Source organism: Allosediminivita pacifica (assembly GCF_003054175.1).
Lineage (GTDB): Bacteria > Pseudomonadota > Alphaproteobacteria > Rhodobacterales > Rhodobacteraceae > Allosediminivita > Allosediminivita pacifica.
In genome coordinates this window covers 18,338-43,005 of sequence record NZ_QBKN01000007.1, presented here as the reverse complement: position 1 = coordinate 43,005, position 24,668 = coordinate 18,338, and the positions used below count along the sequence as shown (strand labels likewise).

Genomic DNA, 24,668 nt, shown 5'->3' with positions numbered 1-24,668 from the left:
ATGTCCACGTATGACGCAGACTGGGTGGCCCGCGAGGAAGCGAAACGCGCCATGATGGCGGAAAAGGGCCTCTACAGCCCCGAGGACGAGCACAGCTCGTGCGGGGTGGGCCTTGTCGTCAGCATTGACGGCCAGAAAAGCCGCAAAGTGGTGGAATCCGGCATCAAGGCGCTGAAGGCCGTCTGGCACCGCGGCGCGGTCGATGCCGACGGTCGCACCGGCGACGGCGCGGGCATCCACGTGCAGATCCCGGTCGAATTCTTCTACGACCAGATCGACCGCACCGGCCACACGCCCCGCAAGGACGAACTCATGGCCGTGGGGCAGGTCTTCCTGCCGCGCACGGACTTCAACGCGCAGGAAACCTGCCGGACCATCGTCGAGACTGAGGTCCTGCGCATGGGCCACTACATCTACGGCTGGCGGCACGTGCCGGTGGACGTGGACTGCCTTGGTGACAAGGCCAACGCAACGCGCCCCGAGATCGAGCAGATCCTGATTTCCAACGCCAAGGGCGTGGACGAGGAAACCTTCGAGCGCGAACTTTACGTGATCCGCCGCCGGATCGAGAAGGCGGCGTCCTCGGCGGGCATCACCGGGCTCTACATCGCCTCGCTGTCCTGCCGGTCGATCATCTACAAGGGCATGATGCTCGCGCAGGACGTGTCCGAGTTCTACCCGGACCTCAAGGACGAGCGCTTTGAATCGGCCTTCGCGATCTATCACCAGCGCTATTCGACCAACACATTCCCGCAGTGGTGGCTGGCCCAGCCGTTCCGCATGCTCGCCCACAACGGCGAGATCAACACGCTGAAGGGCAACACCAACTGGATGAAGAGCCACGAGATCCGCATGGCCTCGGGCGCCTTCGGCGAGATGGCCGAGGACATCAAGCCGATCATCGCTACGGGTGCGTCCGACAGCGCGGCGCTTGATGCCGTCTTCGAGGTGCTGGTGCGCGCCGGGCGCAATGCGCCCATGGCCAAGACCATGATGGTGCCGGAAAGCTGGTCCAAGCAGACGATCGAGCTGCCCGAGCCCTGGCGTGACATGTATTCCTACTGCAACTCGGTCATGGAGCCCTGGGACGGCCCCGCGGCGCTGGCCATGACCGACGGCCGATGGGTGTGCGGCGGGCTCGACCGCAACGGCCTGCGGCCCATGCGCTACGTGGTGACGGGCGACAACCTGCTGATCGCGGGCTCCGAGGCGGGCATGGTGCCCACGGATGAGGCCACCGTGCGCGAGAAGGGGGCTCTCGGCCCCGGGCAGATGATCGCCGTCGACATGAAGGAAGCCCAGCTCTACCACGACACCGAGATCAAGGACCGCCTGGCCGCCAGTCAGCCCTTCGGCGAATGGGTCGGCAAGATCACCGAGCTCGACGAGCCGCTGTCGGAGGTGACCGAGAAGCCGATCTTCACCGGCTCGGAGCTGCGCCGCCGCCAGATCGCTGCCGGCTACACCATCGAAGAGCTGGAATCCGTCCTCGCGCCGATGGCCGAGGACGCCAAGGAAATGATCGCCTCCATGGGCGACGACACGCCCTCGGCGGTTCTGTCCAAGAAATACCGGCCGCTCTCGCACTACTTCCGCCAGAACTTCAGCCAGGTGACGAACCCGCCGATCGACTCCCTGCGCGAATTCCGCGTGATGTCGCTCAAGACGCGGTTCGGCAACCTCAAGAACGTGCTGGACGAAAGCAGCTCGCAGACCGAGATCCTCGTGCTCGACACGCCCTTCGTGGGCAACGCCCAGTTCGAGGCGCTGAAAAGCCAGTTCAACGCGCCCTGCGTCGAGATCGACTGTACCTTCACCAGCGGTCCGACCGCGCTGCGCGACGGGCTCGAGCGGATCCGCTCCGAGGCCGAGGATGCCGTGCGCTCGGGCGCCGGGCACATCATCCTCTCCGACGAGAAGGTGGACGAACAGAAGGTCGCGATGCCGATGATCCTCGCGACCAGCGCGGTGCACAGCCACCTGACGCGGCGCGGCCTGCGGACCTTCTGTTCGATCAACGTTCGCTCTGCGGAATGCGTCGATCCGCATTACTTCGCCGTGCTGATCGGCGCGGGTGCGACCATCGTGAACGCCTATCTTGCCGAGGACAGCCTGGCCGACCGCATCGAGCGCGGCCTGCTGAAGATGTCCCTGACCGAGGCGGTCGAACGCTACCGCTCGGCGGTCGATCAGGGCCTGCTGAAGATCATGTCCAAGATGGGCATTTCGGTCATCTCGTCCTACCGCGGCGGTCTCAACTTCGAGGCGGTGGGCCTCAGCCGCGCCATGTGTGCCGAGTATTTCCCGGGGCTCATCAGCCGGATTTCGGGCATCGGCCTCACCGGTCTTCAGACCAAGGCCGAGGAAGTGCACGCGCTGGCCTATCGCGGTGGGCGCGACGTGCTGCCCATCGGAGGCTTCTACAAGATGCGCAAGTCGGGCGAGACCCACGCCTGGGGGCCGCAGGGCATGCACCTGCTGCAGGCGGCCTGCAACCGCGCCAGCTTCGAGATGTGGAAGACCTATTCCAAGGCGATGCAGGCCAACCCGCCCATTCACCTGCGCGATCTGCTGGCGATCAAGCCCATCGGCAACCCGATCCCGCTGGAAGAGGTCGAGAGCATCACCTCGATCCGCAAGCGGTTCGTGACGCCGGGCATGTCGCTGGGGGCTCTGTCGCCCGAGGCGCACAAGACGCTCAACGTCGCCATGAACCGCATCGGCGCCAAGTCGGACAGCGGTGAGGGCGGCGAGGATCCGGCACACTTCGTGCCCGAGCCCAACGGCGACAACCCGTCGGCCAAGATCAAGCAGGTGGCCTCGGGCCGCTTCGGCGTCACCGCCGAGTACCTGAACCACTGCGAAGAGCTCGAGATCAAGGTCGCGCAGGGCGCCAAGCCCGGCGAGGGCGGGCAGCTGCCCGGCATGAAGGTGACCAAGCTCATCGCGCGCCTGCGGCACTCGACCCCCGGCGTGACGCTGATCTCGCCGCCGCCGCACCACGACATCTACTCGATCGAGGACCTCGCGCAGCTGATCTACGACCTCAAGCAGATCAACCCGCGCTGCAAGGTGACGGTCAAGCTCGTGGCATCGTCCGGTGTCGGCACCATCGCTGCGGGCGTGGCCAAGGCCAAGGCCGACGTGATCCTGATCTCGGGTCACAACGGCGGCACGGGCGCCTCGCCCGCGACCTCGATCAAGTACGCCGGTCTCCCGTGGGAGATGGGCCTGACCGAGGCGCACCAGGTGCTGTCGATGAACAACCTGCGGTCGCGCGTGACGCTGCGCACGGACGGCGGGCTGCGCACGGGCCGTGACATCGTCATGGCCGCCATGCTCGGGGCCGAGGAATACGGCATCGGCACCGCCGCGCTGATCGCCATGGGCTGCATCATGGTCCGCCAGTGCCAGTCCAACACCTGCCCCGTAGGCGTCTGCACGCAGGACGAAAGCCTGCGCGAGAAGTTCACCGGCAACGCCGACAAGGTGGTGAACCTCATCACCTTCTACGCCCAGGAAGTGCGCGAGATCCTCGCCTCCATCGGGGCGCGGTCGCTTGACGAGGTGATCGGCCGCGCCGACCTGCTGCGCCAGGTCAGCCGCGGGTCCGAGCATCTGGACGATCTCGACCTCAACCCGCTGCTCATCCGCGTCGACGGCTCGCAGGACAACGTCTACGACCGCGACAAGGCTCGCAATGAGGTGGACGACACGCTCGACGCCGAGATCGTGCGTGACGCGGCGCGCTTCCTGCAGGACGGCGAGAAGATGCAGCTTTCCTACGCGGTGATGAACACGCACCGCACTGTGGGCACGCGCATCAGTTCGCACATCGTGAGCAAGTTCGGCATGCGCAACGCGCTCCAGCCCGACCACCTGCACGTGAAGCTCACGGGCAGCGCGGGCCAGTCGCTGGGCGCCTTCGCGGCACCGGGTCTCAAGCTCGAGGTCTCGGGCGATGCCAACGACTACGTGGGCAAGGGCCTTTCGGGGGGCACCGTCGTGGTGCGCCCGCCGATGATGAGCCCCCTGCAGGCGTCGAAGAACACGATCATCGGCAACACGGTGCTTTATGGTGCGACGGCGGGCTATCTCTTCGCCGCGGGCCGCGCGGGCGAGCGTTTCGCCGTGCGGAACTCGGGCGCCCATGTGGTGGTCGAGGGCTGCGGCTCCAACGGGTGCGAGTACATGACCGGCGGCGTCGCCGTGATCCTCGGGCCCATCGGTGCCAACTTCGGCGCCGGCATGACCGGCGGCATGGCCTACCTCTACGACCCCGATGGGCTGGCCCCCGACCTCATGAACATGGAGAGCCTCGTGACCTGCCCGGTCACGCAGGAGGTCTGGGAGACAGAGCTCAAGGGTCTGATCGAACGCCACGCGGCCGAGACCAAGAGCCGCCAGGCGCTGGACATCCTCCAGAACTGGGAGCTCGAGAAGGGCAAGTTCGTGCAGGTCTGCCCGAAGGAAATGCTGGACAAGCTCGAGCACCCCATCGGCATCGAAGAAGACCTCGCGGCCGTTCCGGCCGAGTGATCCGTCACCCATCGGTGGCACAAGGGGGGCGCTTCTGGCGCCCCCTTTTTCGTCCTCTCCCGCCCCTCACTCTGACCCTCTCCCCCGGAGGGGAGAGGGGAGCTGTCGCGCATCGGGCATCTGTTGCGCGCATGGGATGGTAACGGCAGGGCAGGGGCGCTACGGGCTTTCTCCCGCGGGGTGCGGACGGTAGGGTGACGACATGGCGACACGGGCAAAATCGACCGGGAAAACCGGCAGCAAGAAGGGCGGCGGCAAGACCGCCAAGACGGCGAAATCCACGCGCAAGCCGCTCCGTCCGGGGCGGCTTCTGCTGCGCTGGGGGCTGCGGGCGGTCGCCGCGATCGTCCTGCTCGGCTTTGGAATGATCCTGCTCTACCGCGTGGTGCCGCCGCCCACGACCTATTACATCTGGTCCGAGGGCAAGCGCCTCGACGGGGTCGAGCGGGTCTGGATCCCCGCCGACGAGATCGCGCCCGAGATGCTGCGCGCCGCCGTCGCCGCCGAGGACGCCAACTTCTGCCGCCACTGGGGCTTCGACATGGACGCTATCCGCAAGGCGATCGAGGACGGGGCGCAGCGCGGCGGCAGCACCATCTCGCAGCAGGTGGTCAAGAACGTCTACCTCTGGCACGGGCGCAACTATCTGCGAAAGGCGCTCGAAGCCGTCATGACCCCGGCGGTCGAGGCCATCTGGCCGAAGCGGCGCATCCTCGAGGTCTATCTGAACGTGGCCGAATTCGGCGAGGGCATCTTCGGAGTCGAGGCCGCCGCCGCGCATTACTTCGGTGTGGGCGCAGCAGACCTCAGCGCCCGCGAGTCTGCGCTTTTGGCCGCCGTGCTGCCCGACCCCAAGGACCGCTCACCCGCCGCGCCTTCAAGCTTTGTCGAGCGCCGCGCCCGCAGCATCCAGAGTGGCGCCGCCACAATTGCGGCCGACGGTCGGTCGGACTGTTTCGAGTAGGGGCTGTCTTCAGAGGGCTTTGGGCGCGGGGGCGACCAGCCCCCGGGCCGCGCCCGACACTCGCCCCGGGAGGGCGCCTTGGCGAGGTCCTGTGCCATTCAGCCGTCGCAAGGATCTTTCGGGATAAACCGCTCGCCACCAGCGCCGCGATGCGCCTGCCCAAGGGTCGCGCGCGGCCCTCTACGCCATCACCCGGACCGCAGGTGCGCCCCGGGCCAAAGCCAGATCACACGTCCAGTTCTTCCACGAAGCGGGCGTTCTCCTGGATGTACTGGAACCGCAGCTCGGGTTTCTTGCCCATCAGTCGCTCCACCAGGTCCCCGGTCTCGCCGGGCTCGTCCTCGTCGATGGTGACGCGGATCAGCTTGCGGGTGGCCGGATCCATGGTCGTCTCTTTCAGGTCCTTGGCGTCCATCTCGCCCAGACCCTTGAAGCGCTGCATGTCGATCTTGCCCTTGCCGCCAAGCCCCTTGGCCATGATCCGGTCCTTCTCGGCATCGTCCGAGACGTAGACCCGCTTGGCGCCCTGCGTCAGGCGGTAGAGCGGCGGACAGGCCAGGTAGAGATGCCCGTTGTCGATCAACGGCCGCATCTGCGTGTAGAAGAAGGTCATCAGCAGAGAGGCAATATGCGCGCCGTCCACGTCGGCGTCGGTCATGATGATGATCTTGTCGTAGCGCAGGTCGTCGAGGTTGAACTTGCTGCCCAGGCCCACGCCGAGCGCCTCGCAAAGATCGCGGATCTCGGCGTTCGAGGTCAGCTTGTTCGAGGCCGCGCCCAGCACGTTCAGGATCTTGCCCTTGAGCGGCAGCAGCGCCTGGCTCTCGCGGAAGCGCGCGCCCTTGGCCGAGCCGCCAGCCGAGTCGCCCTCGACGATGAACAGCTCCGTGCCCTCGCGGGCCTTGTTGGTGCAGTCCGACAGCTTGCCCGGCAGGCGCAGGCGCTTGGTGGCCGTCTTGCGGGCGGTCTCCTTCTCCTGCTTGCGGCGCTGGCGCTCCTCGGCGCGCAGCACGAGGAAATCGAGGATCGCGCCCGCCGATTTCGTGTCCGCCGCCAGCCAGTTGTCGAAGTGGTCGCGCACCGCGCCCTCGACCAGCCGCTGCGCCTCGGTGGTGGCAAGGCGGTCCTTGGTCTGGCCCACGAACTCGGGCTCGCGGATGAAGCACGAAACCAGAGCGCAGCCGCCGGTGATCAGGTCCTCGCGGGTGATCTGCGCGGCCTTCTTGTTGCCCACGAGCTCGCCGTAGGCGCGGATGCCCTTGAGGATCGCGGCCCAGAAGCCCGCCTCGTGGGTGCCGCCCTCGGGGGTGGGCACGGTGTTGCAGTAGCTCTGGATGAAACCGTCGCGCGAGGGGGTCCAGTTAATCGCCCATTCGACCTTGCCCGGCGCGTTGAACTTCTCGCGGAACTCCACCGTGCCGGCGAAGGGACGCTCGGCGTAGGTGGTCGCACCCCCCAGCGTCTCCTGCAGGTAGTCCGACAGGCCCCCAGGGAAGTGGAACACGGCCTCGGTCGGCGTCTCGCCGTCGTCGATGGCCGACTTCCAGCGGATCTCCACTCCCGAGAAGAGATAGGCCTTGGAGCGCGCCAGCTTGAAGAGCCGCGCGGGCTTGAAGCGGTGCGAGCCGAAGATCTCTTCATCCGCGTGGAAGGTCACCGTGGTGCCCCGGCGGTTCGGGGCGGCGCCCACCTGCGTCACGGGGCCCAGCGGCTTGCCACGGGAAAAGCGCTGCTCGTGCAGCTCCTTGTTGCGGGCGACCTGGACCACCATCGTGTCCGACAGGGCGTTCACGACCGACGCGCCGACGCCGTGCAGGCCGCCCGAAGTCTCGTAGGCCTTGCCCGAGAACTTACCGCCCGCGTGCAGCGTGCAGAGGATCACCTCGAGGGCGCTCTTACCGGGGAACTTGGGGTGCGGATCGAAGGGCATGCCGCGGCCGTTGTCGCGGATCATGATCGAATAATCCGCGCCCAGCTCGATCTCGATCCGGTTGGCGTGGCCGGCGACGGCCTCGTCCATGGAGTTGTCGAGGATCTCGGCCACGAGGTGATGGAGCGCGCGTTCGTCGGTCCCGCCGATGTACATGCCGGGGCGCTTGCGGACGGGCTCCAGCCCTTCGAGCACCTCGATCGAGGAGGCGTCATAGGTCGGGTCGTCGGCGGCGTTGAGAAGGTCGTCGGCCATGGGCTGCTGCTCGCCTCTGTTCTTGGATTGCCCCGCAGTATGTCAGAGCAGACCGGGGCAGGGAACCCCGCCCGTGACGTCGTCCCGGGGGATGTCCCGGGCCGGGACATTTTTCGGCGCGTGTAATTTCAATGGCTTAGCTTGTCGCGTTTACCATGCCTTAAGGATGTCCCCGGGACAGGCCCTCCGCGACCCGCTCCCGCGTCGTTTGGGGCCGAGACCGGCCCCGGGCCGCGCCCGAGCTGGGAGGCGCGTCCGGGGACGCCTGTGGGAGGCGGTTTGTCCCGAAAGCCCCGTGTACCGGGTGCGTGTCGCGGGACTTCGCCGGATGCGGCGGCGCACCGTCAGGGTTTCAAGACCGGCCCCGGGTCGCGCCCGACCTGGGGGGCGCGTTCGGAAGGTCTGTGGGAAGCGGTTTATCTCGAAAGATCCGTGTGTCGGACGAATGTCGTGGGACCTCGCCAAACGCGCCCTCCGGGGGAGGTCGGGCGCGGCCCGGGGCTGGTCGCCCCGGGGGTAGATTCTGGTTTGGCCGTTGGAGCCAAGCGGTCAGGTCCACCACAAGATGATAATGACTTTCTTTGCGCCAGTTAGTGGCGCTCAATGCTCTGAATGCCAAATCTCTCAGAAGTATTGAAAACGGTCGAGGCTTCCGCGCCTTCCCCTATTCGCGCTGCATGCTTTTCGGAGGCAGCAATGGCGATGCCGGAGGAAGAATGTGCGCCAACGAAAAATATAAAAGTCGCATTGTCTTTGTCATGATGTGCGCGGTAATGGAATTGGTCTGCACTCTCCTTCTTCCCATTCATCAGCGCATATGTAATTTCGGGCATCCGAGATACCACCTCAGGAAGCCCGTCTTTAATTATCGCATCATTGGTAATCCAGCGAACCCATACTCTCCCTTCCGGAGGTAGTATCGTACTGGTATGATTATACCAAAGAGCATAGCCAAGCTTTGCGGCCCAAGGGTTGAGATATTTTTGAAAAATCTCGACTCCCATTGGAACACTCATTGCTTCCGCTTCAACCTTGTATCCGTTCCACCACCAAATTCTCTCGGCACGTTCTGTTTGGATGCATTCAAGGGCGTCAGGTGTATTATTTTTTACTCCACGCGAGAGCTTCTCCCAGTATCCGTCCTGTGGGTCGTCGCGGCGAATTAAGCCCATTCCGTATGCTACCCAGGAGGCGACTTGATCTAGCTGGGATGAGCCATTGTTGCACCTCTTGCAGGCCGGAAACTCAAGGCCCCGGAGTCGTGCTTTGTCCTTGAAGAAGGCTTTTGGCGGCGCGTGCTCGATCGTTTCTGTTTCCCGTGTGCCACCGCAAAAGCAGCAGAAAGGGTGGTCTTTCTTGAGCCTTTCCAAGCGCCGCTTTTTCTGCCCCATTTATTCACTCATCCCAACAATCCTTCAAACTCCCGCCATTCCCCCTTGGACATGCCGGAGTTTTCCTGCGTCACCGTCTCACCCTTGAGCATCCGGCGGATGCACTCAAGCCCCGTGGCGCTGAGCGTCGCGCCGCCCATGCGGTAGTCCTCGAAGGCCTTGTAGGTGGCGGGCACCCAGTCGGCGACGAGTTTCGCGATGGCCTCGGCATAGACGCGGATCTCGTATTGCGCGTGGGCGTCGGCGCGCAGGCGCAGGAAATGCAGAAGGTTGTGCAGGTCCACCTTCCAATACCACTGAGTGTAGATATTGGCGGGCAGGTTCATGCGGGCCAATTCGCGGGCAAGGCCCTGCTGGCCGTCCTGCGAGATCATCTCCTCGTAATGATCGTAGGCGCGCATGGAATCGTCGCGCAGGATGTCGAGCACGCGCTGCGCCTCGGCACCTTCCAGGACGTCGCCCCGGCCCTGGTTGTTGGTCGTGCTCTGCGCGGCGAGGCTGTCGGGCGCGGGGATGTAGAATTCGCGGTCGAGGATCGAATAGCGCGCGGAATATTCGTTCACGTTGGCGGTGCGGTGGCGGATCCACTGGCGCGCGACGAAGACCGGCAGCTTCACGTGCAGCTTGATCTCGCACATCTCGAAGGGGGTCGAGTGCCAGTGCCGCATGAGGTAGCGGATCAGGCCCTCGTCGTTGCTGACGCTTTTCGTGCCACGGCCGTAGCTGACCCGCGCGGCCTGGGTGATGGCGGAATCGTCGCCCATGTAGTCGATCACCCGGACAAATCCGTGGTCGAGCACGGGATGCGCGGTGTAGAGGTGCTGCTCCATCCCCGGCGCGGTGGCGCGCAGGGTCTGGTGGCTTTCACTGCGCTGGGCCGCGATCTCGGCCTCTTGCTCGGGCGACAGGGGCATGGCGAATCCTTTCCCGGGGATCTGAGTCAGAGACCACCTTATATGGCCGCGCGCGCCGGGGCCAACCACCAGATGCGGTAGCTTTCGGGTAGCGTGGGGCAGGGGGCGCTCTGGCCCCTCGACAAGCGCGCCGGGGCCTCTAGTCTTGGGACCAAGTCCGGGGCATCCCCGGTCATCACCGAGAAAGATGAGGAACACATGGGTATTCGCTACATCCACACCATGGTGCGCGTGAAGGACCTGGACAAGTCCATCGCCTTCTACGAGCTGCTGGGCCTGAAGGAACGCCGCCGGTCGGAGAACGAGAAGGGCCGCTTCACGCTGGTCTTCCTCTGCCCGCCCGAGCAGGACGACGGCACCGCCGACGTGGAGCTGACCTACAACTGGGACGGCGACGAGGGGCTGCCCAGCGACAGCCGCCACTTCGGCCACCTCGCCTACACGGTGCCCGACATCTACGAGATGTGCCAGCACCTGATGGACAACGGCGTGACCATCAACCGCCCGCCGCGCGACGGCAACATGGCCTTCGTGCGCAGCCCCGACAACGTGTCGATCGAGCTTCTGCAGCAGGGCGATCCGAAGCCCCCGCAGGAGCCCTGGGCGAGCATGGAAAACACGGGCCATTGGTAAGGCTCCTGGCCCTCTGCCTGGCGCTTGCCGCGCCGGGAGGGGCCTTGGCGCAGGGCGATTGCCGCCTTGCGCTGCTGCTGGCGCTGGATGTGTCCTCCTCGGTCGACGCGCAGGAATACCGGCTCCAGAAAGAGGGGGTGGCGGCGGCGCTGCTGTCCCCCGACGTGCGCCGCGCGATCCTGTCGGGACAGGGCGTGGTGGCTCTTGGCGTCTATGAATGGAGCGGCCGGCGGCAGAACAGCGTGGTGCTCGACTGGGTGAGGCTCGACAGCGAGGCGGCGATCACGGCGGCGGCGCGACGGATCGGCGGGGCGCAGCGCTCCTACAGCCGGTTTCCCACCGCCATGGGCTATGCGCTGGGCTACGGGGCGGGGCTGCTGGCGCGCGGGCCCGATTGCCTGCGGCGGGTGATCGACGTGTCGGGCGACGGGGTCACCAACGACGGGTTCTGGCCGACGCTGGCCTACCGCAACTTCCCCTTCGAGGGCGTGACGGTGAACGGGCTCGCGGTGCTGGGCGCGGATCCCGCCGTGCTCGACCACTACGAGTTCGAGGTGCAATACGGCCCCGGCGCCTTTGTCGAGACCGCGCCGGGCTATGCCGGCTACCGCCGGGCCATGGAGCGCAAGCTCTTCCGCGAGATCAACGACATCCAGGTGGGCGGTGGCGCGCTGCCCTTGGACCCGCCCGGGTGAGGGCGCTTCTGCTGGTCCTGGCGCTGCTGGCGGCCGTGCCGGCGCAGGCGGCCTGCCGGATGGCGCTGGCGCTGGGGCTCGACGTTTCGGGCTCGGTCGACGCGCGCGAGTACCGGTTTCAGATGGACGGCCTGGCCGATGCGCTGTCGGACCCCGGCGTGCGCGACACGCTCCTGCAGATGCCGCAGGCGCCTGTGACGTTGGCGGTCTTCGAGTGGAGTGGCCCGGGCGTGCAGCGGCTGCTGCTGGACTGGACCGATATCACTTCCGACGCGGCGCTGGAGTACGTGGTGGCCCGGCTGCGCGGCGTGGGGCGGGTCGAGGGCGATCCCGCCACCGCGCTGGGTGAGGCCAAGGCCTATGGCGCGGCGCTGCTGGCGCGGCGCAGTGAGTGCTGGCGGCAGGTGCTTGATATCTCGGGCGACGGCAAGTCCAACAGCGGGCCCCGGCCGCAGCAGGTCCGCCCCGAGGGGATCACGGTGAACGGGCTGGTGATCGGAGAGGTGCAGCGCGACGATCGGGGCGGCACGCCGGGCATCGGCGAGTTGATCGCCTACTATCGTGCTTATGTGATCGAGGGGCCGGGCGCCTTTGTCGAAACCGCACTGGGGTTCGAGGCCTACCGCGAGGCCATGGTGCGCAAGCTCGAGAAGGAACTGCAGGCCATGGTGATCGGCGACGCCGGAAGCGTCGGGCCGTCAGGGGGCGGCAGTCAGTAGATGTAGCGGATCTGGTCGGTCCAGTAGCGTTCGAGCCGCCGCAGGGCCACGGTGATCTCTTCGAGGCCCGCGTGATCGATCACGCCCCGGCTCTGCAGGCCCTCGGCGTGGCGGTTGAAGAGATCGCCCACGAGATCGCGGATCTCGCGCCCGCGCTGGGTCAGGCGCACCCGGACCGAGCGGCGGTCGATCTCGCACCGCTGGTGGTGCATGTAGCCGGTCTCGACGAGTTTCTTCAGATTGTAGGAGACGTTGCTGCCCTGGTAGTAGCCGCGGGTCTTGAGCTCGCCCGCCGTCACCTCGTTGTCGCCGATGTTGAACAATAGCAGCGCCTGCACGGCGTTGATGTCGATGATACCGACCCGCTCGAATTCGTCCTTGATCACGTCGAGAAGCAGACGGTGAAGCCGTTCGACAAGCCCCAGCGCCTCCAGGTAGCCCGTCATGAAGCCCTGGTCGCCGCGCTTGTTCACGGACGCATGGATGCTCATCTGCCGTCTCCGCCTTGGATCGTCTTGGAGGACGGTTCTCGGCGGAAAACGCAAATAATACCTTAAGTGTCGAGATAGACTGCGAAAATTGAAACTATTTCGCGGCCCGCTCCTGCGAGGCCTCGGCGATCTCGGCGATCAGCGGCGCATAGACGTCGGGGGCGGGCACCTGGCCCGACACCCACTGGTAGAGATCCTGGTCGCTTTCCTCGAGCAGGGCCTCGTAGAGATCGAGCGCCGCGGCATCCATTCCGGAAAGCCGTGCCGCGGCAAAGCGCGAGAGCAGGATGTCCATTTCCTTGATGCCCCGGCGCATGGACCGCATGGTCAGGCGCTTGAGGCGGATCTCGCGCGGCTCGTTCATGCGCTGTGCTCCTTGAGCAGGGCGCGCAGGTGCTTCTCGAGCTTGCCCATCTTCTCGGCCTGGCGCTTCATCTGCGTCTGCATCGCGCGCAGCTCCACCAGCGCCCGGTCGATGTCGGTGGGCAACGGGTCCTCGTCCGGAGAGGCGACGCCCTCGCCCTCGCCGGTGATCAGCCAGATCATCGACACGTTCAGCAGCCCGGCCACCATGTTGAGCCGGTTGGCGCGCGGCTCGGCAAGGTCCTCTTCCCAGCGGCGCAGCGTCTCGAGCTTGACGCCGAGGCGCCGTGCGAGATCTTCCTGGGTCATGCCGGCGGCATCGCGGGCGGCGGCGAGCCTGTCGCCGAAGGTGGCGGCCTCGGGCCCGTACCAGTCGGTGGTGTCGTCCATCTTTCCTCCCTTGGGCCCCTGGGGCCGCTTGCGCGCTGGGTGCCACGTCCCTAAGACAAATGGCGATCTTGTTCAAACCGGCGGGAGCCCATGACCTTTCTTTCCCAAAAACTCGACCGCATCGCGCCTTCGCCCACCGTGGCCATTTCCCAGACGGCACGCGAACTGGCCGCCGCGGGGCGGGACATCCTGAGTCTCAGCGCCGGCGAGCCCGACTTTGACACGCCCGAGCATATCAAGGACGCGGCGATTGCGGCAATCGAAGAAGGGAAAACGAAGTACACCGCCCCCGACGGCATTCCCGAGCTGAAACAGGCGATCTGCGACAAGTTCAAGCGCGAGAACGGGCTGACCTACACGCCCGCGCAGATCAGCGTCGCCACCGGCGGCAAGCAGGTGCTCTACAATGCCCTGATGGCGACGCTGGACCCGGGCGACGAGGTCATCATCCCCGCGCCCTACTGGGTGAGCTATCCCGACATGGTCAAGCTGGCCGGCGGCGAGCCCGTCGTGATCGAGAGCCGTCCCGAGGACGGCTACAAGATCACGGCCGAGGCGCTAGAGGCGGCGATCACGCCGCGCACCAAGTGGCTGATCTTCAACTCGCCCTCGAACCCCACCGGCGCGGGCTATACCGAGCCGCAGCTCAAGGCGCTGACCGACGTGCTGATGCGCCACCCGCAGGTGCACGTGATGAGCGACGACATGTACGAGCACCTCGCCTATGACGGCTTCCGTTTCGTGACGCCCGCGCAGGTCGAGCCCGGTCTCTACGACCGCACGCTGACCGTGAACGGCGTCTCCAAGGCCTATGCCATGACCGGCTGGCGCATCGGCTATGCCGGCGGCCCCGAGCAGCTGATCGCCGCCATGCGCAAGCTGCAGACGCAGTCGACCTCGAACCCCACCTCGATCAGCCAGTGGGCCTCGGTCGCGGCGCTGAGCGGCCCGCAGGAGTTCCTGGCCGAGCGGGCCGAGGTCTTCCGCCGCCGGCGCGATCTGGTTGTCGACCGGCTGAACGCCATCGAGGGGATCGAGTGCCCCCGCCCCGAGGGGGCCTTCTACGTCTATCCCTCGATCAAGGGCCTGATCGGTGCCACCAGCGCCGGCGGCCGCATCATCGACAGCGACGAGGCCTTCGCCTCGGCCCTGCTCGAGGAGCAGGGCGTTGCGGTGGTCTTCGGCGCGGCCTTCGGCCTCTCGCCCGCCTTCCGCATCAGCTACGCCACCTCGGACGAGGTGCTCGAAGACGCCTGCAACCGCATCGCGGCCTTCGTCGGCGGGCTGACCTGACTGAGGCCCTGCCGGATCTCTATTTCCGCGTGCGCGAGAACGGCGCCGTCGTTTTCCGTCTTGATACCGAGATCCGGCAGGGCCGCATTGAGTGCAACAGATCGCCACGGTCAACGTCCCCCGCGGCGAGGTCCGGCCGCAGGGCGACCGCACCGTGGATCACCTGAACCTGACTGCCCAGTGGGCGCAGTCCAGGGCCCTCGTCGGCTTCGGATCTCGAAGAGGTCACCGACGCGTTGCTGCGCGCCATGCACGACCTGCGCGAGGTCCTGGTCCGCAAGAAGGCCGACCGCCTGACGAGGAAGAAGGGGTAGGGGGCGAGCTAGGGGTTGTGCCCCGTCCGGAGCGGACCAGCCGCGGGCCCCGCCCGACCTCCCCGGAGGGCGCGTTTGGCGACAGCGCAACGCAAGCCGAGCCAGCGCCGGACCGTCCGCGCGGTCTGGCGCTGGCCCGGCGGGGCTGAAGCCCCTTGTTCCGGGCTTCTCAGGGCATGGCTCGAAGGTTCGCTTCCTCCGCGCTGCTGGCGCGCGTGCCCGTCACGCCTCGCGGCCGCTTCAGTCTGGGCCGCCCTGATCGGCTTAAGTTTCCGGCGGAAAAGGCGGACTGCCGCGGAGCGTCCCGGAACGAGCAGCACACGGCTTGCCCAACGGATGCTGGTGGTATCTTCCGCTCGAGCCGCGCCCGCGCTTGGCACGAAAAACGCTCGCCAGAGCTGGTCCGGCGAGCGTCTTCAAAAGCGGGTCACACTGGGACAAACCTAAGAGATGGTTAATCCGTCTCTGTAACTCATTGATTTTCCGTGCGCCGAAGGATGTCCCGGCCCGGGACACCCTCGGGACAGGGCCTTACGCAGCCTGCCGGTCGTGCAAGCCTTCCTGCACTTCCTCGATGATCTTGGCCACGAAGGCCTTCAGATCGCCGGGGTTGCGGCTGGTCACGATGCCGTTGTCGGCCACGACCTCTTCGTCGACCCACTGGGCGCCGGCGTTCTCGACGTCGGTCTTGATCGACTTGAACGAGGTCATCTGGCGGCCCTTCGCGATGCCGGTCTCGACCAGCAGCCAGGGACCGTGGCAGATCGCGGCGACCACCTTGCCCTCGTTGTGGAAATCCTTGACGAGGTTCAGCACGTCCTGGTTCACGCGCAGGATGTCGGGGTTGATCTGGCCGCCCGGGATCACAAGCGCGTCGTAGTCGCGCGATTTCACCTGGTCGAGCGAGGTGTCGACCTCGATGGTGTCACCCCAGTCGTCGCCGTCCCAGCCCTTGATGGACTTGCCGTCGAGACTGGCGACATGGACGGTCGCCTTGGTCTCGCGCAGGGCGTCGCGGGGCACCTCCAGCTCGGATTGCTCAAAGCCGTTGGTGGCGATGACGAGGATCTTGGAGTCTTGAATGACAGGCATTGCGTATCTCCTTCCGTTCTTGTGGCGGGCGGGCTTGCCGCCCGCCTTCATCCCCACAACTCGAAAGGGGGGCGGGGCAGTTCCCGCCGTCCTCACAACGTGGTGGCAAGCCGCGTGCCCTGGTCGATGGCCCGCTTGGCGTCGAGCTCCGCCGCCACGTCGGCCCCGCCGATCACGTGCGCGGCGATGCCCTTCGCAGCCAACGCGTCGGCAAGGCTGCGCTCGCTCAACTGCCCGGCACAAAGCACCACCGTGTCGCAGGCGATGACCTCGGGGCTCTCGCGCCCCTCGCCGTAGGACACATGCAGGCCCGCGTCGTCGATCCGCTCGTAGTTCACGCCGGTCTTCATGGCCACGGCCTTCATCTGAAGCCCCGCGCGGTGGATCCAGCCGGTGGTCTTGCCCAGCCGCTTGCCGGGCTTTTCCTTCTTGCGCTGCAGAAGCGTGACCTCGCGGATGGCGGGATGCGGCTGCGGACCTTCCGGCGCAAGCCCCGCCCGCGCCTCGGCCGGGTCGGTCACGCCCCATTCGCGCATCCACTCGGCCAGGTCGAGCGTCGGGCTGTCGCCCGTCACGAGGAACTCCGACACGTCGAAGCCGATGCCGCCCGCGCCGATCACCGCCACGCGGCGCCCCACCTCGGCGCCCCGCTTCAGCACGTCCACGTAGCCCTTCACCTTGGGATGATCCTGCCCGGGGATCTGCGGATCGCGGGGGATGACGCCGGTGGCAATGATCACCTCGTCGAAGCCCTCCAGGTCCTCGGCGGTGACCGCCTGTCCCAGCGCCCGCGTCACGCCGCGCTCTGTCAGCATGGTGTCGAACCAGTCGACCAGCCCGTGGAACTCCTCCTTGCCGGGGATCACACGCGCCATGTTGAGCTGCCCGCCGATGACCGTGTCGCGATCGAAGAGCGTCACCGCGTGCCCCCGCTCCGCCGCCGTGATCGCGGCCGCCAGCCCCGCGGGACCGGCACCCACCACCGCTACGCGCCTGGGCGCGTCGGTGGGCGTCACCACGATCTCGGTCTCGTGACAGGCCTTGGGGTTCACCAGGCAGGTCGACACCTTGCCCTGGAAGGTGTGGTCGAGACAGGCTTGGTTGCAGGCGATGCAGGGCGCGATCGTGTCGGCGCGGCCCGCCTCGGCCTTGGCCACGAAATCAGGATCGGCGAGGAAGGGTCGCGCGAGGCTCACCATGTCGGCCACGCCCTCGGCCAGCAGGCCCTCGGCCACCTCGGGCGTGTTGATCCGGTTCGAGGTGATGACCGGGATGCCCACCTTGCCCATGAGCTTCTTCGTGACCCAGGCGAAGCCCGCCCGGGGAACCGAGGTCACGATGGTCGGCACCCGCGCCTCGTGCCAGCCGATCCCGGTGTTGATGATGTCGGCGCCAGCCTTTTCGACCTCCTGCGCAAGCTGCACCACCTCCTCGAAGCTCGACCCGCCCGGCACGAGGTCGATCATCGACAGGCGGTAGATCACGATGAAATCCGGGCCCACCGCCGCGCGCACCCGGCGCAGCACCTCCAGCGGCAGGCGCATGCGGTTCTCGTAGGAGCCGCCCCAGCGATCGGCGCGCTTGTTGGTGTGGGTGACAAGAAACTGGTTGAGGAAATAGCCCTCCGATCCCATCACCTCGACCCCATCGTAGCCGGCCTCGCGCGCCCGCGCCGCGGCGGTGGCGATGTCGGCGATCTGCTTCTCGATGCCGTCCTCGTCCAGCTCTTTGGGCGGAAAGGGAGAGATCGGCGATTTGATCGCCGAGGGGGCCACGCACTCGGGGCTGTAGGCATAGCGCCCCGCGTGCAGGATCTGCATGGCGATCTTGCCGCCTGCGGCATGCACCTTGTCGGTCACGCCCCGGTGCCGTGCGATATCCTCGTCGGAAAACAGCCCCGCCGCGCCGGGAAAGACGCCGCCCTCGCGGTTGGGCGCCATGCCGCCGGTCACCATGAGCCCCACGCCGCCGCGCGCCCGCGTGGCGTAGAATTCCTCCACCCGGGTCCAGTCGCCCACCTCCTCGAGGTTGGTGTGCATGGACCCCATGATCACGCGGTTCTTCAGCGTGGTGAAGCCCAGGTCCAGCGGCTGGAACAGGTGCGGATAATCACTCATGGCAGGCCCTCCCTTTGGGCGCGGATCACACATGATCCGCCCCGGCCTGTCACCGTCAAACGTGACGTCAGAGCGCGCCGCCCCCGGTTTCTTCTCGCCCGAAAATACCTCGGGGGAGACGCGGCGCAGCCGCGGCGGGGGCAGCGCCCCCACCCCCCATGGATACCCGGGCGCCCCGATCAGACCGCGCGGGCCACGACGAAGTGGTTGGGCAGCCACTTGGGATAGTCGCCGGTTTCCAGGATCTCGAAGCCGGCGTCGCGGATCATCCCGTCCAGCTTCTCGACCGTGAAGAAACGCATCTTCGGCTCCTTGCCCATCAGGCGCATGGGCAGCAGGCTCAGCCGGATCTTGTAATTGCGGGCGAGGCAGGGGGTCACGGAGAGCAGCAGCCCGCCTTCGTTCAGCGCGCCGCGGATCTGCGCCAGCGTGCCCTCGACGTCGTCGATGAGGTGCAAGATGTTGAAGGCCATGACCGCGTCGTAGCGGCGGCCAGCGGCGGCCTTCGCCAGATCCGCCTTGCGGAAGCTCACGTTGTTGGCGCCCGCCTCGGCGGCCTTTTCCTGGGCGACGCGGATCATCTCGCCCGAGAAATCTGTGCCCTCGATGCGGGCGCCGGTCCCGGCGAGTCTCAGCGCCGTCTCGCCGGTGCCGCAGGCAAGCTCCAGCACCTCCATGCCGGGGGTGAGCCAGGCGCGAACACGCTCGAGCCGGGCCTCGTAGGAGACCACGTCCTTGACCGGCTGGGTGGCGTATTGGGGGGCCGCCTTGTCCCAGTATGCTTCCCTGCGTGTCATCGCTCACCTCCTTCAACCTCTGCCGGCGGGATAGCGGCTCCCGCGCGGGCGGCAAGGCGAAACCACGAAAAAGACCCCCGGCGTTTCCGCTGGGGGCCATCTGTGTCCGGTAGTCCCGGAACGCCTATTCGGCGGCGTCGCGACGGGGCAGGACCCAGTCGGCGCGCGGGAAGTGGCAGGTGTAGCCGCCGGGGTAGCGCTGCAGGTAGTCCTGGTGCTCGGGCTCGGCTTCCCAGAAGTCGCCCACCGGCTCGACCTCGGTCACGACCTTGCCGGGCCAGAGCCCCGAGGCCTCCACGTCGGCGATGGTGTCCAGGGCGCACTGACGCTGGTCCTCGTCCACGTAGTAGATGGCCGAGCGGTAGCTCATGCCGATGTCATTGCCTTGGCGGTTCAGCGTGGTGGGATCGTGGATCTGGAAGAAGAACTCCAGGATTTCGCGATAGCTGATGCGGGCGGGATCGAACATGATCTCGATCCCCTCGGCGTGGGTGCCGTGGTTGCGGTAGGTGGCATTCTTCACGTCGCCGCCGGTATAGCCGACGCGGGTCTTCTCGACCCCGTCCATGCGGCGGATCAGTTCTTCCATGCCCCAGAAACAGCCCCCGGCGAGCACTGCGCGTTCGAGATTCATGTGACCTCCTCGACCTGGTCCAGATAGGCGCCGTAACCCTCGGCTTCCATGTCGTCGCGGTGGACGAAGCGAAGGCTGGCGGAGTTGATGCAATAGCGCAGGCCGCCGCGGTCCATGGGCCCGTCGGGAAAAACGTGGCCCAGGTGGCTGTCGCCGTGGGTGCTGCGCACCTCGGTACGGACCATCCCGTGGGTGGTGTCCCGCAGCTCCTGCACGTAGGTTTTTTCGATCGGCTTGGTAAAGCTCGGCCAGCCGCAGCCGGACTCGTACTTGTCAGAGCTCGCGAACAGCGGCTCGCCCGAGACCACGTCGACGTAGATCCCCGGCTCCTTGTTCGAGAGGTACTTGCCCGTGCCGGGACGCTCGGTCCCGCTCTGCTGGGTGACCCGGTATTGCTCGGGGTCGAGGCTGTCGATGACCTCCGGGCGGCGTTCGTAACTGGCCATGATCTCCCTCCAATGGTCTTGTCCCTTAAGATGGGGCAGGAATCTTCAAAGGAAAAGGGGCAGGAGGCTTGCGCCGGATCACGGTTGCGGTCATTGTGATCTGGGAGAGCGGTTTTCTCTCGCACCCAAGGCACGAATCGGGGCGTCGGCTCAGCCGGCGCCCTTCGTGTGTCAGGCGTGCTCTCAGGCGGTCCCGCCTGTCAGGCCCCCTCAGACATCTCCCTCAGGCAGCCGGATCGCCGCCCAGCGGGCCGCGTCGCGCACTGTCTCGTCCCCGTCCTCGCAAAGCCCCTGCGCCACCGGCCGCAATCGTGCCTTGCCCGAGTTGCCGATGGCATAGAGCACGTTGCGCACGAAGCGGTCGCGTCCGATCCGCTTGATCGGACTGCCCGAGAACCGCGCCCGGAAGCCCGCGTCGTCCAGTCCCGCCAGCTCCTCCAGCGGCGGTGCCAGCAGATCCTCGCGGGCATGGTATTTCACCTCGCGCGCCTCGCTTGCGAACTTGTTCCAGGGGCAGACCGCCAGGCAGTCGTCGCAGCCGTAGATCCGGTTGCCCATCTTCGCGCGCAGCTCCTCGTCCACCGGCCCGCGATGCTCGATCGTGAGGTACGAGATGCAGCGCGTCGCATCGAGCTGGAAGGGCGCGGGAAAGGCTTCGGTCGGACAGATGTCGAGACAGGCCCGGCACGATCCGCAATGCTCGCCCTCGGGCGCATCCGTGGGAAGCTCCAGCGTGGTGAAGATCGAGCCCAGGAAAAACCACGACCCCAGCCGCCGGCTCAGCAGGTTGGTGTGCTTGCCCTGCCAGCCCAGCCCGGCCGCCTGCGCCAGCGGCTTTTCCGGCACCGGCGCCGTGTCGACAAAGACCTTGATCTCGGGCGCCTCGCCCTGCTTTTCCGCCTCGCCGATCAGCCAGCGCCCTAGCCGCTTCAACCGTTTCTTGACCACGTCGTGGTAGTCGCGGTTCTGCGCATAGACCGAAATCGCCGCCCGGTCGGGGTGATCCAGCACCTCCAGCGGATCGTGCGTCGGCCCGTAGTTCTCGGCCAGCATGATGACGCTGCGCGCCTCGGGCCAGAGCGCGGTGGGATCGCCCCGCCAGTGGCTGCGCTCGGCCAGCCAGCCCATCTGCCCGTGATACCCCTCGCGCAGGAACTGCTGCAGCCGCGCCATGACCTGCGGCACATCGCCGGGACGGCAGATGCGGCAGTCGTCAAAGCCCTCTTCCGCGGCCCGCGCCACCAGTCGCGCCTTCAGCCGCTCCATGCCGCGCCCCCGTTTCTTCTTGGCAGAAATACTCCGGGGGAGGCCCGCAGGGCCGGGGGCAGAGCCCCCACCGGGTTTCCGCAGAAAAGCCGCAGCCTCATGCAGGCACACGAATGCTGGATCAGAAATCGAGGTCCGCGTAATGCGCCGGCGGCGGGAAGCCGGGGATCTGGTCGGCGAGGATCGAGCGGAAGGCGGGCCGCGACTTGATCTTCGCGTACCAGTCCTTGACCGATTCCTGCCGGTGCCAATCCACGTCCGAGATGTAATCGAGCGACGACAGGTGGGCCGCGGCGGCGAAATCGGCAAGCGTCATGGCGTCGCCCGCCAGCCAGCGGCGGTGATCCAGCAGCCAGGCCATGTAGTCGAGGTGATACTTGATCGCCTTGGCCCCGGCCTTGACGTTGGTGCTGTCGGGGAAGCCCAGCTTCATGACCTTCTTGTTCACCCGCTCGTAGAGCAGCTTGGAGGTCACCTCGGAATGGAACTTGTCGTCGAACCAGCCGATGAGCCGGCGCACCTCGTAACGGGCCTCCGGTGTCTTGGGCATGAGAGAGGGCTCGGGGTAGCATTCCTCGAGATACTCGCAGATCGCGACGCTTTCCGCCATGACCATGCCGTCGACCCGCAGCACCGGCACCTTGCCGGCGGGGTTGCGGCGCAGGAAGTCGGCGTCCTTCTCCCAGTAGCGCTCCTCCACCAGCTCGCAGTCGATCTTCTTCTCGGCGAGGCTCAGCCGCACCTTGCGGCAGAAGGGTGACAGCGGCACGTGATAGAGCTTGGCCATGGGCGAAAGTCGGTCCCGGGATGTGAAAGGAAACGCGTTCTCAATGACAAGAAAGCGCGGGGCTTTCAACCATCCCCGCACGTGACGGTGCGCCTGCGCTTGACGACAGGCCAATCCGTGCCAAGGTCCGACGGATGTTCCCGATCCGCGATCACAACCCGTCAGGCCGCACGCCGTTCGTCACCTACGGGCTGATCGCGGCGAATGTGGCCATCTTCCTGAGCTACTGGCAGCTTTTCGAGCAGCCGCGTGCCATCAACGAATTCTTCTTCGACTGGGCGCTGATCCCCGCGCTGGTGAGCGAGGGGCGGGGCTGGACCGGCTTCGTGACCTCCATGTTCCTGCACGGCGGGATCGCGCATCTCGGCGGCAACATGCTGTTCCTCTTCATCTTCGGCGACAATATCGAGGACGAGATGGGTCATGGCGGCTTCCTGCTGTTCTATCTCGCCTCCGGGCTCGCGGCCGCGGTGGCGCAATATGTCTCGGCGCCGCTGTCGCCCGCGCCAATGGTGGGCGCCTCGGGTGCCATCGCCGGGGTGATGGGGGGCTACCTCCTGCTCTACCCGCGGGCGCGGGTGGACATCCTGATCATCCTCGTCATCATATTCCGCGTGATCCCGATCCCGGCCTGGATCATCCTGGCGGCCTGGTTCGCCATGCAGATCTTCGGCGGGCTCGGCACCCCCTCGGACGAGGGCGGCGTCGCCTACTGGGCCCATGCCGGGGGCTTTCTCGCCGGTCTCGCCATGACGGTGCCGGTCTGGCTGCGTCGCGGCGGTCCGGCCTACTGGAGCCTCACGCACGGCCATCCGCCGCATCCCGAGGCCCGTTATCCCATGTCCCGAACCCGAATTCCAAAGGTGCCCCGAAAATGAGAGATACCAGCCAGCCCGTGAAAGCCACCTGTCACTGCGGCGCCGTCGAACTGCGCGTGGCCCTGACCGACGGTTTCGCCACCGCCCGCCGCTGCGACTGTTCCTACTGCCGCAGGCGCGGAGCACCCGCCGTCTCGGCGCCGCTCGACGGCTTGGAGATCGTGAAGGGCCGCGAGAAGCTGACGCTCTACCAGTTCGGCACCAACACCGCGCAGCATCACTTCTGCTCGGTCTGCGGGATCTACATGTTCCACCGTCGCCGGTCGGATCCGAGCCAGTACGGTGTGAACCTCTACGCGATCGAGGGGGCAGAGCCCAAGGAGCTGGAGCCTGTCGGCTGGGTCGACGGGGTCAATCACCCCTCGGATGCCGGAACGGCGAGCTAGCCGAGCGGCGCCAGCAGCATCTCGGCGCGCGTCGCCACCGTGTCGCGGGGGAGGACCTGCGCCTTGTATCCAAGGCCGGGGCAGGCGGCGCGCAAGCGGTCGTATTCGGCGAGTGCGGCCTCGAACCCGTGGCGGCGCTCCGCGTCGCCCACGTAAATTTCGGGCCAGGGCGGCAGGAAGACCAGCCAGCTGTCATAGGGATGGCGCGCGGCGAACTCCGCATCCGGCGCCTCTCCCACAGCTTGAGCGAGTGCCACCTGCGCGTCGAAGAGCCCCCGGTCGAAGAACACCGGCCCCGGGTGGTCGCGTACCGCCTCGTAATCCTCGATGGCCTGCGCGATGGCCGCGCGGGCAAAGCATGCGAGGTCGTTCCACGGTAGGCGGGGGCTGTCGGGGTCACCCTCGGCTGCGACGATGCGCCGTCCGGGTTCGGGCACGGTGCGGTGCCCGCGCCGGGCGAGCTCGTCCAGCAGCGTGGATTTGCCGCCACCGGAACAGCCGGTCAGCAGGATGCGGGGATGCTTCATCGGAAGTGGCCTTCTTGACGGGGGAGCACCCCCCGCAAAGGCCGGGGGCGCTATTCGCTGCGCAGGGTCTTCGCCATCCGGTCGAAGAGCTGGTTGCTGGCGCAGAGGATGCTGCCGGATTCGAGCGGGTCCTGGTCCTCGCGCATGCCGTCGATCAGGGCGCCGGCCTCTTTCGCGATGAGGTAGCCGGCGGCCACGTCCCAGAGGTTCAGCTCGCGTTCCCAGTAGCCGTCGTAGCGGCCCGCCGCCACATAGGCGAGGTCCAGGGCGGCCGAACCGAAGCGGCGCACGCCGGCGCATTCGGGCATGATCTTGGCAAGATCGCGCAGGGTGGCGGGCAGGGTGTGCTTGGCGGCGAAGGGGATGCCGGTGGCAAAGACCGCCTCGATCATCTTGTGGCGCCCCGAGACGCGCAGGCGCTTGCTGTCGTTCAGCCAGGCGCCGGTGCCGCGTTCGGCATAGAACATCTCGTCCTTGGCGGGGTCGTAGACGACGCCGGCGACGATCTGGCCCTTGTGCTCGAGCGCGATGGAGATCGCGAAGTGCGGCAGGCCGTGCAGGAAGTTGGTGGTGCCGTCCAGCGGATCGACGATCCAGCGGCGGGTGGGGTCGGTGCCCTCTTCCTCGGCGCTTTCCTCGGCCATCCAGCCATAGTTCGGACGCGCGCCCATCAGCTCCTCCTTGAGGATCTTCTCGGCGGCGATGTCGGCGCGGCTGACGAAGTCGCCGGCGCCCTTCATGGAGACCTGCAGGTTCTCGACCTCGCGGAAATCCTTCACAAGCGAACGGCCCGCCTTGCGTGCGGCCTTGATCATGATGTTGAGATTCGCGCTGCCCTGCATGGAAG

General features: G+C 66.7%; 23 protein-coding genes and 1 pseudogene. 9 read left to right on the top strand and 15 right to left on the bottom strand.

What is annotated here, in order from left to right:
* Both gltB and mtgA read left to right on the top strand, forming a co-directional pair.
* On the top strand, positions 1-4,539 hold the full coding sequence (gene gltB / locus C8N44_RS06960) for a glutamate synthase large subunit (protein ID WP_107975463.1): 4,539 nt from the start codon (positions 1-3) through the stop codon (positions 4,537-4,539).
* A 202-nt stretch (positions 4,540-4,741) separates the two neighbouring features.
* The gene (gene mtgA, locus C8N44_RS06955; RefSeq protein ID WP_107975462.1) at positions 4,742-5,503 is read left to right on the top strand and encodes a monofunctional biosynthetic peptidoglycan transglycosylase; all 762 of its coding nucleotides are present in this window, start codon (positions 4,742-4,744) and stop codon (positions 5,501-5,503) included.
* Positions 5,504-5,729: 226 nt separating this feature from the next.
* On the opposite strand, the gene parE is transcribed toward mtgA, so the two are convergent.
* The 3 genes from parE to thyX all read right to left on the bottom strand — a co-directional run bounded on the left by parE (position 5,730) and on the right by thyX (position 9,993).
* Positions 5,730-7,688: a DNA topoisomerase IV subunit B gene (gene parE / locus C8N44_RS06950; RefSeq protein ID WP_107975461.1), complete on the bottom strand. Its 1,959-nt coding sequence runs from the start codon at positions 7,686-7,688 to the stop codon at positions 5,730-5,732.
* 590 nt (positions 7,689-8,278) lie between these two features.
* Positions 8,279-9,079 (bottom strand): hypothetical protein, encoded by an 801-nt coding sequence (locus C8N44_RS23125; RefSeq protein WP_146178815.1) that lies wholly within the window; start codon positions 9,077-9,079, stop codon positions 8,279-8,281.
* 8 nt (positions 9,080-9,087) lie between these two features.
* Positions 9,088-9,993 carry an FAD-dependent thymidylate synthase gene (gene thyX / locus C8N44_RS06945; protein ID WP_107975460.1) on the bottom strand — a complete coding sequence of 302 codons (906 nt, stop codon included), beginning with the start codon at positions 9,991-9,993 and terminating at the stop codon, positions 9,088-9,090.
* 198 nt (positions 9,994-10,191) lie between these two features.
* Between thyX and C8N44_RS06940 the strand changes: the two genes are divergently transcribed.
* The 3 genes from C8N44_RS06940 to C8N44_RS06930 are packed head-to-tail and all read left to right on the top strand — an operon-like array spanning position 10,192 to position 12,040.
* Positions 10,192-10,626 carry a VOC family protein gene (locus C8N44_RS06940; protein WP_107975589.1) on the top strand — a complete coding sequence of 145 codons (435 nt, stop codon included), beginning with the start codon at positions 10,192-10,194 and terminating at the stop codon, positions 10,624-10,626.
* Between the two features lie 44 nt (positions 10,627-10,670).
* Positions 10,671-11,321: a DUF1194 domain-containing protein gene (locus C8N44_RS06935; RefSeq protein WP_244641014.1), complete on the top strand. Its 651-nt coding sequence runs from the start codon at positions 10,671-10,673 to the stop codon at positions 11,319-11,321.
* Complete coding sequence (locus C8N44_RS06930; protein ID WP_244641015.1) at positions 11,318-12,040, top strand: DUF1194 domain-containing protein; 723 nt, start codon at positions 11,318-11,320, stop codon at positions 12,038-12,040. Before C8N44_RS06935 ends, C8N44_RS06930 begins: the two co-directional genes overlap by 4 nt.
* Here C8N44_RS06930 and C8N44_RS06925 read toward each other — a convergent pair.
* The 3 genes from C8N44_RS06925 to C8N44_RS06915 form a co-directional block, all read right to left on the bottom strand.
* Positions 12,034-12,531: a MarR family winged helix-turn-helix transcriptional regulator gene (locus C8N44_RS06925; RefSeq protein ID WP_107975459.1), complete on the bottom strand. Its 498-nt coding sequence runs from the start codon at positions 12,529-12,531 to the stop codon at positions 12,034-12,036. The genes C8N44_RS06930 and C8N44_RS06925 overlap by 7 nt on opposite strands.
* Positions 12,532-12,625: 94 nt before the next feature.
* Entirely contained in the window at positions 12,626-12,895 is a 270-nt protein-coding gene (locus tag C8N44_RS06920; protein WP_107975458.1) for a succinate dehydrogenase assembly factor 2, read from the bottom strand.
* Positions 12,892-13,284: a helix-turn-helix domain-containing protein gene (locus C8N44_RS06915; protein ID WP_107975457.1), complete on the bottom strand. Its 393-nt coding sequence runs from the start codon at positions 13,282-13,284 to the stop codon at positions 12,892-12,894. Before C8N44_RS06915 ends, C8N44_RS06920 begins: the two co-directional genes overlap by 4 nt.
* A gap of 90 nt (positions 13,285-13,374) precedes the next feature.
* On the opposite strand from C8N44_RS06915, the gene C8N44_RS06910 reads away from it, so the two are divergent.
* Both C8N44_RS06910 and C8N44_RS23795 read left to right on the top strand, forming a co-directional pair.
* Positions 13,375-14,577 carry a pyridoxal phosphate-dependent aminotransferase gene (locus C8N44_RS06910; protein WP_107975456.1) on the top strand — a complete coding sequence of 401 codons (1,203 nt, stop codon included), beginning with the start codon at positions 13,375-13,377 and terminating at the stop codon, positions 14,575-14,577.
* Positions 14,574-14,891: pseudogene (locus C8N44_RS23795) on the top strand (hypothetical protein). The gene C8N44_RS06910 and the pseudogene C8N44_RS23795 overlap by 4 nt, the downstream one beginning before the upstream one ends.
* A 531-nt stretch (positions 14,892-15,422) precedes the next feature.
* On the opposite strand, the gene C8N44_RS06900 reads toward C8N44_RS23795, so the two are convergent.
* The 7 genes from C8N44_RS06900 to fzlA all read right to left on the bottom strand — a co-directional run bounded on the left by C8N44_RS06900 (position 15,423) and on the right by fzlA (position 22,030).
* On the bottom strand, positions 15,423-15,983 hold the full coding sequence (locus tag C8N44_RS06900; protein ID WP_107975455.1) for a type 1 glutamine amidotransferase domain-containing protein: 561 nt from the start codon (positions 15,981-15,983) through the stop codon (positions 15,423-15,425).
* 92 nt (positions 15,984-16,075) lie between these two features.
* Complete coding sequence (locus C8N44_RS06895; RefSeq protein WP_107975454.1) at positions 16,076-18,100, bottom strand: NADPH-dependent 2,4-dienoyl-CoA reductase; 2,025 nt, start codon at positions 18,098-18,100, stop codon at positions 16,076-16,078.
* A 179-nt stretch (positions 18,101-18,279) separates the two neighbouring features.
* On the bottom strand, positions 18,280-18,897 hold the full coding sequence (locus tag C8N44_RS06890; protein ID WP_107975453.1) for a class I SAM-dependent methyltransferase: 618 nt from the start codon (positions 18,895-18,897) through the stop codon (positions 18,280-18,282).
* A gap of 124 nt (positions 18,898-19,021) precedes the next feature.
* Positions 19,022-19,531 carry a peptide-methionine (S)-S-oxide reductase MsrA gene (gene msrA / locus C8N44_RS06885; protein ID WP_107975452.1) on the bottom strand — a complete coding sequence of 170 codons (510 nt, stop codon included), beginning with the start codon at positions 19,529-19,531 and terminating at the stop codon, positions 19,022-19,024.
* Positions 19,528-19,977, bottom strand: coding sequence for a peptide-methionine (R)-S-oxide reductase MsrB (msrB, locus tag C8N44_RS06880; RefSeq protein WP_107975451.1), 450 nt, complete (start codon positions 19,975-19,977; stop codon positions 19,528-19,530). Before msrB ends, msrA begins: the two co-directional genes overlap by 4 nt.
* A 210-nt stretch (positions 19,978-20,187) precedes the next feature.
* Complete coding sequence (queG, locus tag C8N44_RS06875; protein ID WP_107975450.1) at positions 20,188-21,243, bottom strand: tRNA epoxyqueuosine(34) reductase QueG; 1,056 nt, start codon at positions 21,241-21,243, stop codon at positions 20,188-20,190.
* 121 nt (positions 21,244-21,364) lie between these two features.
* Positions 21,365-22,030 (bottom strand): FtsZ-binding protein FzlA, encoded by a 666-nt coding sequence (gene fzlA, locus C8N44_RS06870; RefSeq protein WP_107975449.1) that lies wholly within the window; start codon positions 22,028-22,030, stop codon positions 21,365-21,367.
* 134 nt (positions 22,031-22,164) lie between these two features.
* Between fzlA and C8N44_RS06865 the strand changes: the two genes are divergently transcribed.
* Together C8N44_RS06865 and C8N44_RS06860 are read left to right on the top strand one after the other, a co-directional pair.
* The gene (locus C8N44_RS06865; RefSeq protein ID WP_107975448.1) at positions 22,165-22,908 is read left to right on the top strand and encodes a rhomboid family intramembrane serine protease; all 744 of its coding nucleotides are present in this window, start codon (positions 22,165-22,167) and stop codon (positions 22,906-22,908) included.
* On the top strand, positions 22,905-23,294 hold the full coding sequence (locus tag C8N44_RS06860; protein WP_107975447.1) for a GFA family protein: 390 nt from the start codon (positions 22,905-22,907) through the stop codon (positions 23,292-23,294). The genes C8N44_RS06865 and C8N44_RS06860 overlap by 4 nt, the downstream gene beginning before the upstream one ends.
* Here the strand turns inward: C8N44_RS06860 and C8N44_RS06855 are convergent.
* Both C8N44_RS06855 and C8N44_RS06850 read right to left on the bottom strand, forming a co-directional pair.
* Positions 23,291-23,821 carry an AAA family ATPase gene (locus C8N44_RS06855; RefSeq protein WP_107975446.1) on the bottom strand — a complete coding sequence of 177 codons (531 nt, stop codon included), beginning with the start codon at positions 23,819-23,821 and terminating at the stop codon, positions 23,291-23,293. The two genes, C8N44_RS06860 and C8N44_RS06855, sit on opposite strands and share 4 nt — an antisense overlap.
* Positions 23,822-23,871: 50 nt before the next feature.
* A complete protein-coding gene (locus C8N44_RS06850) occupies positions 23,872-24,663 on the bottom strand; it encodes an inositol monophosphatase family protein (RefSeq protein ID WP_107975445.1) in 792 nt (263 codons plus the stop codon).
* Positions 24,664-24,668 lie beyond the last annotated feature (5 nt).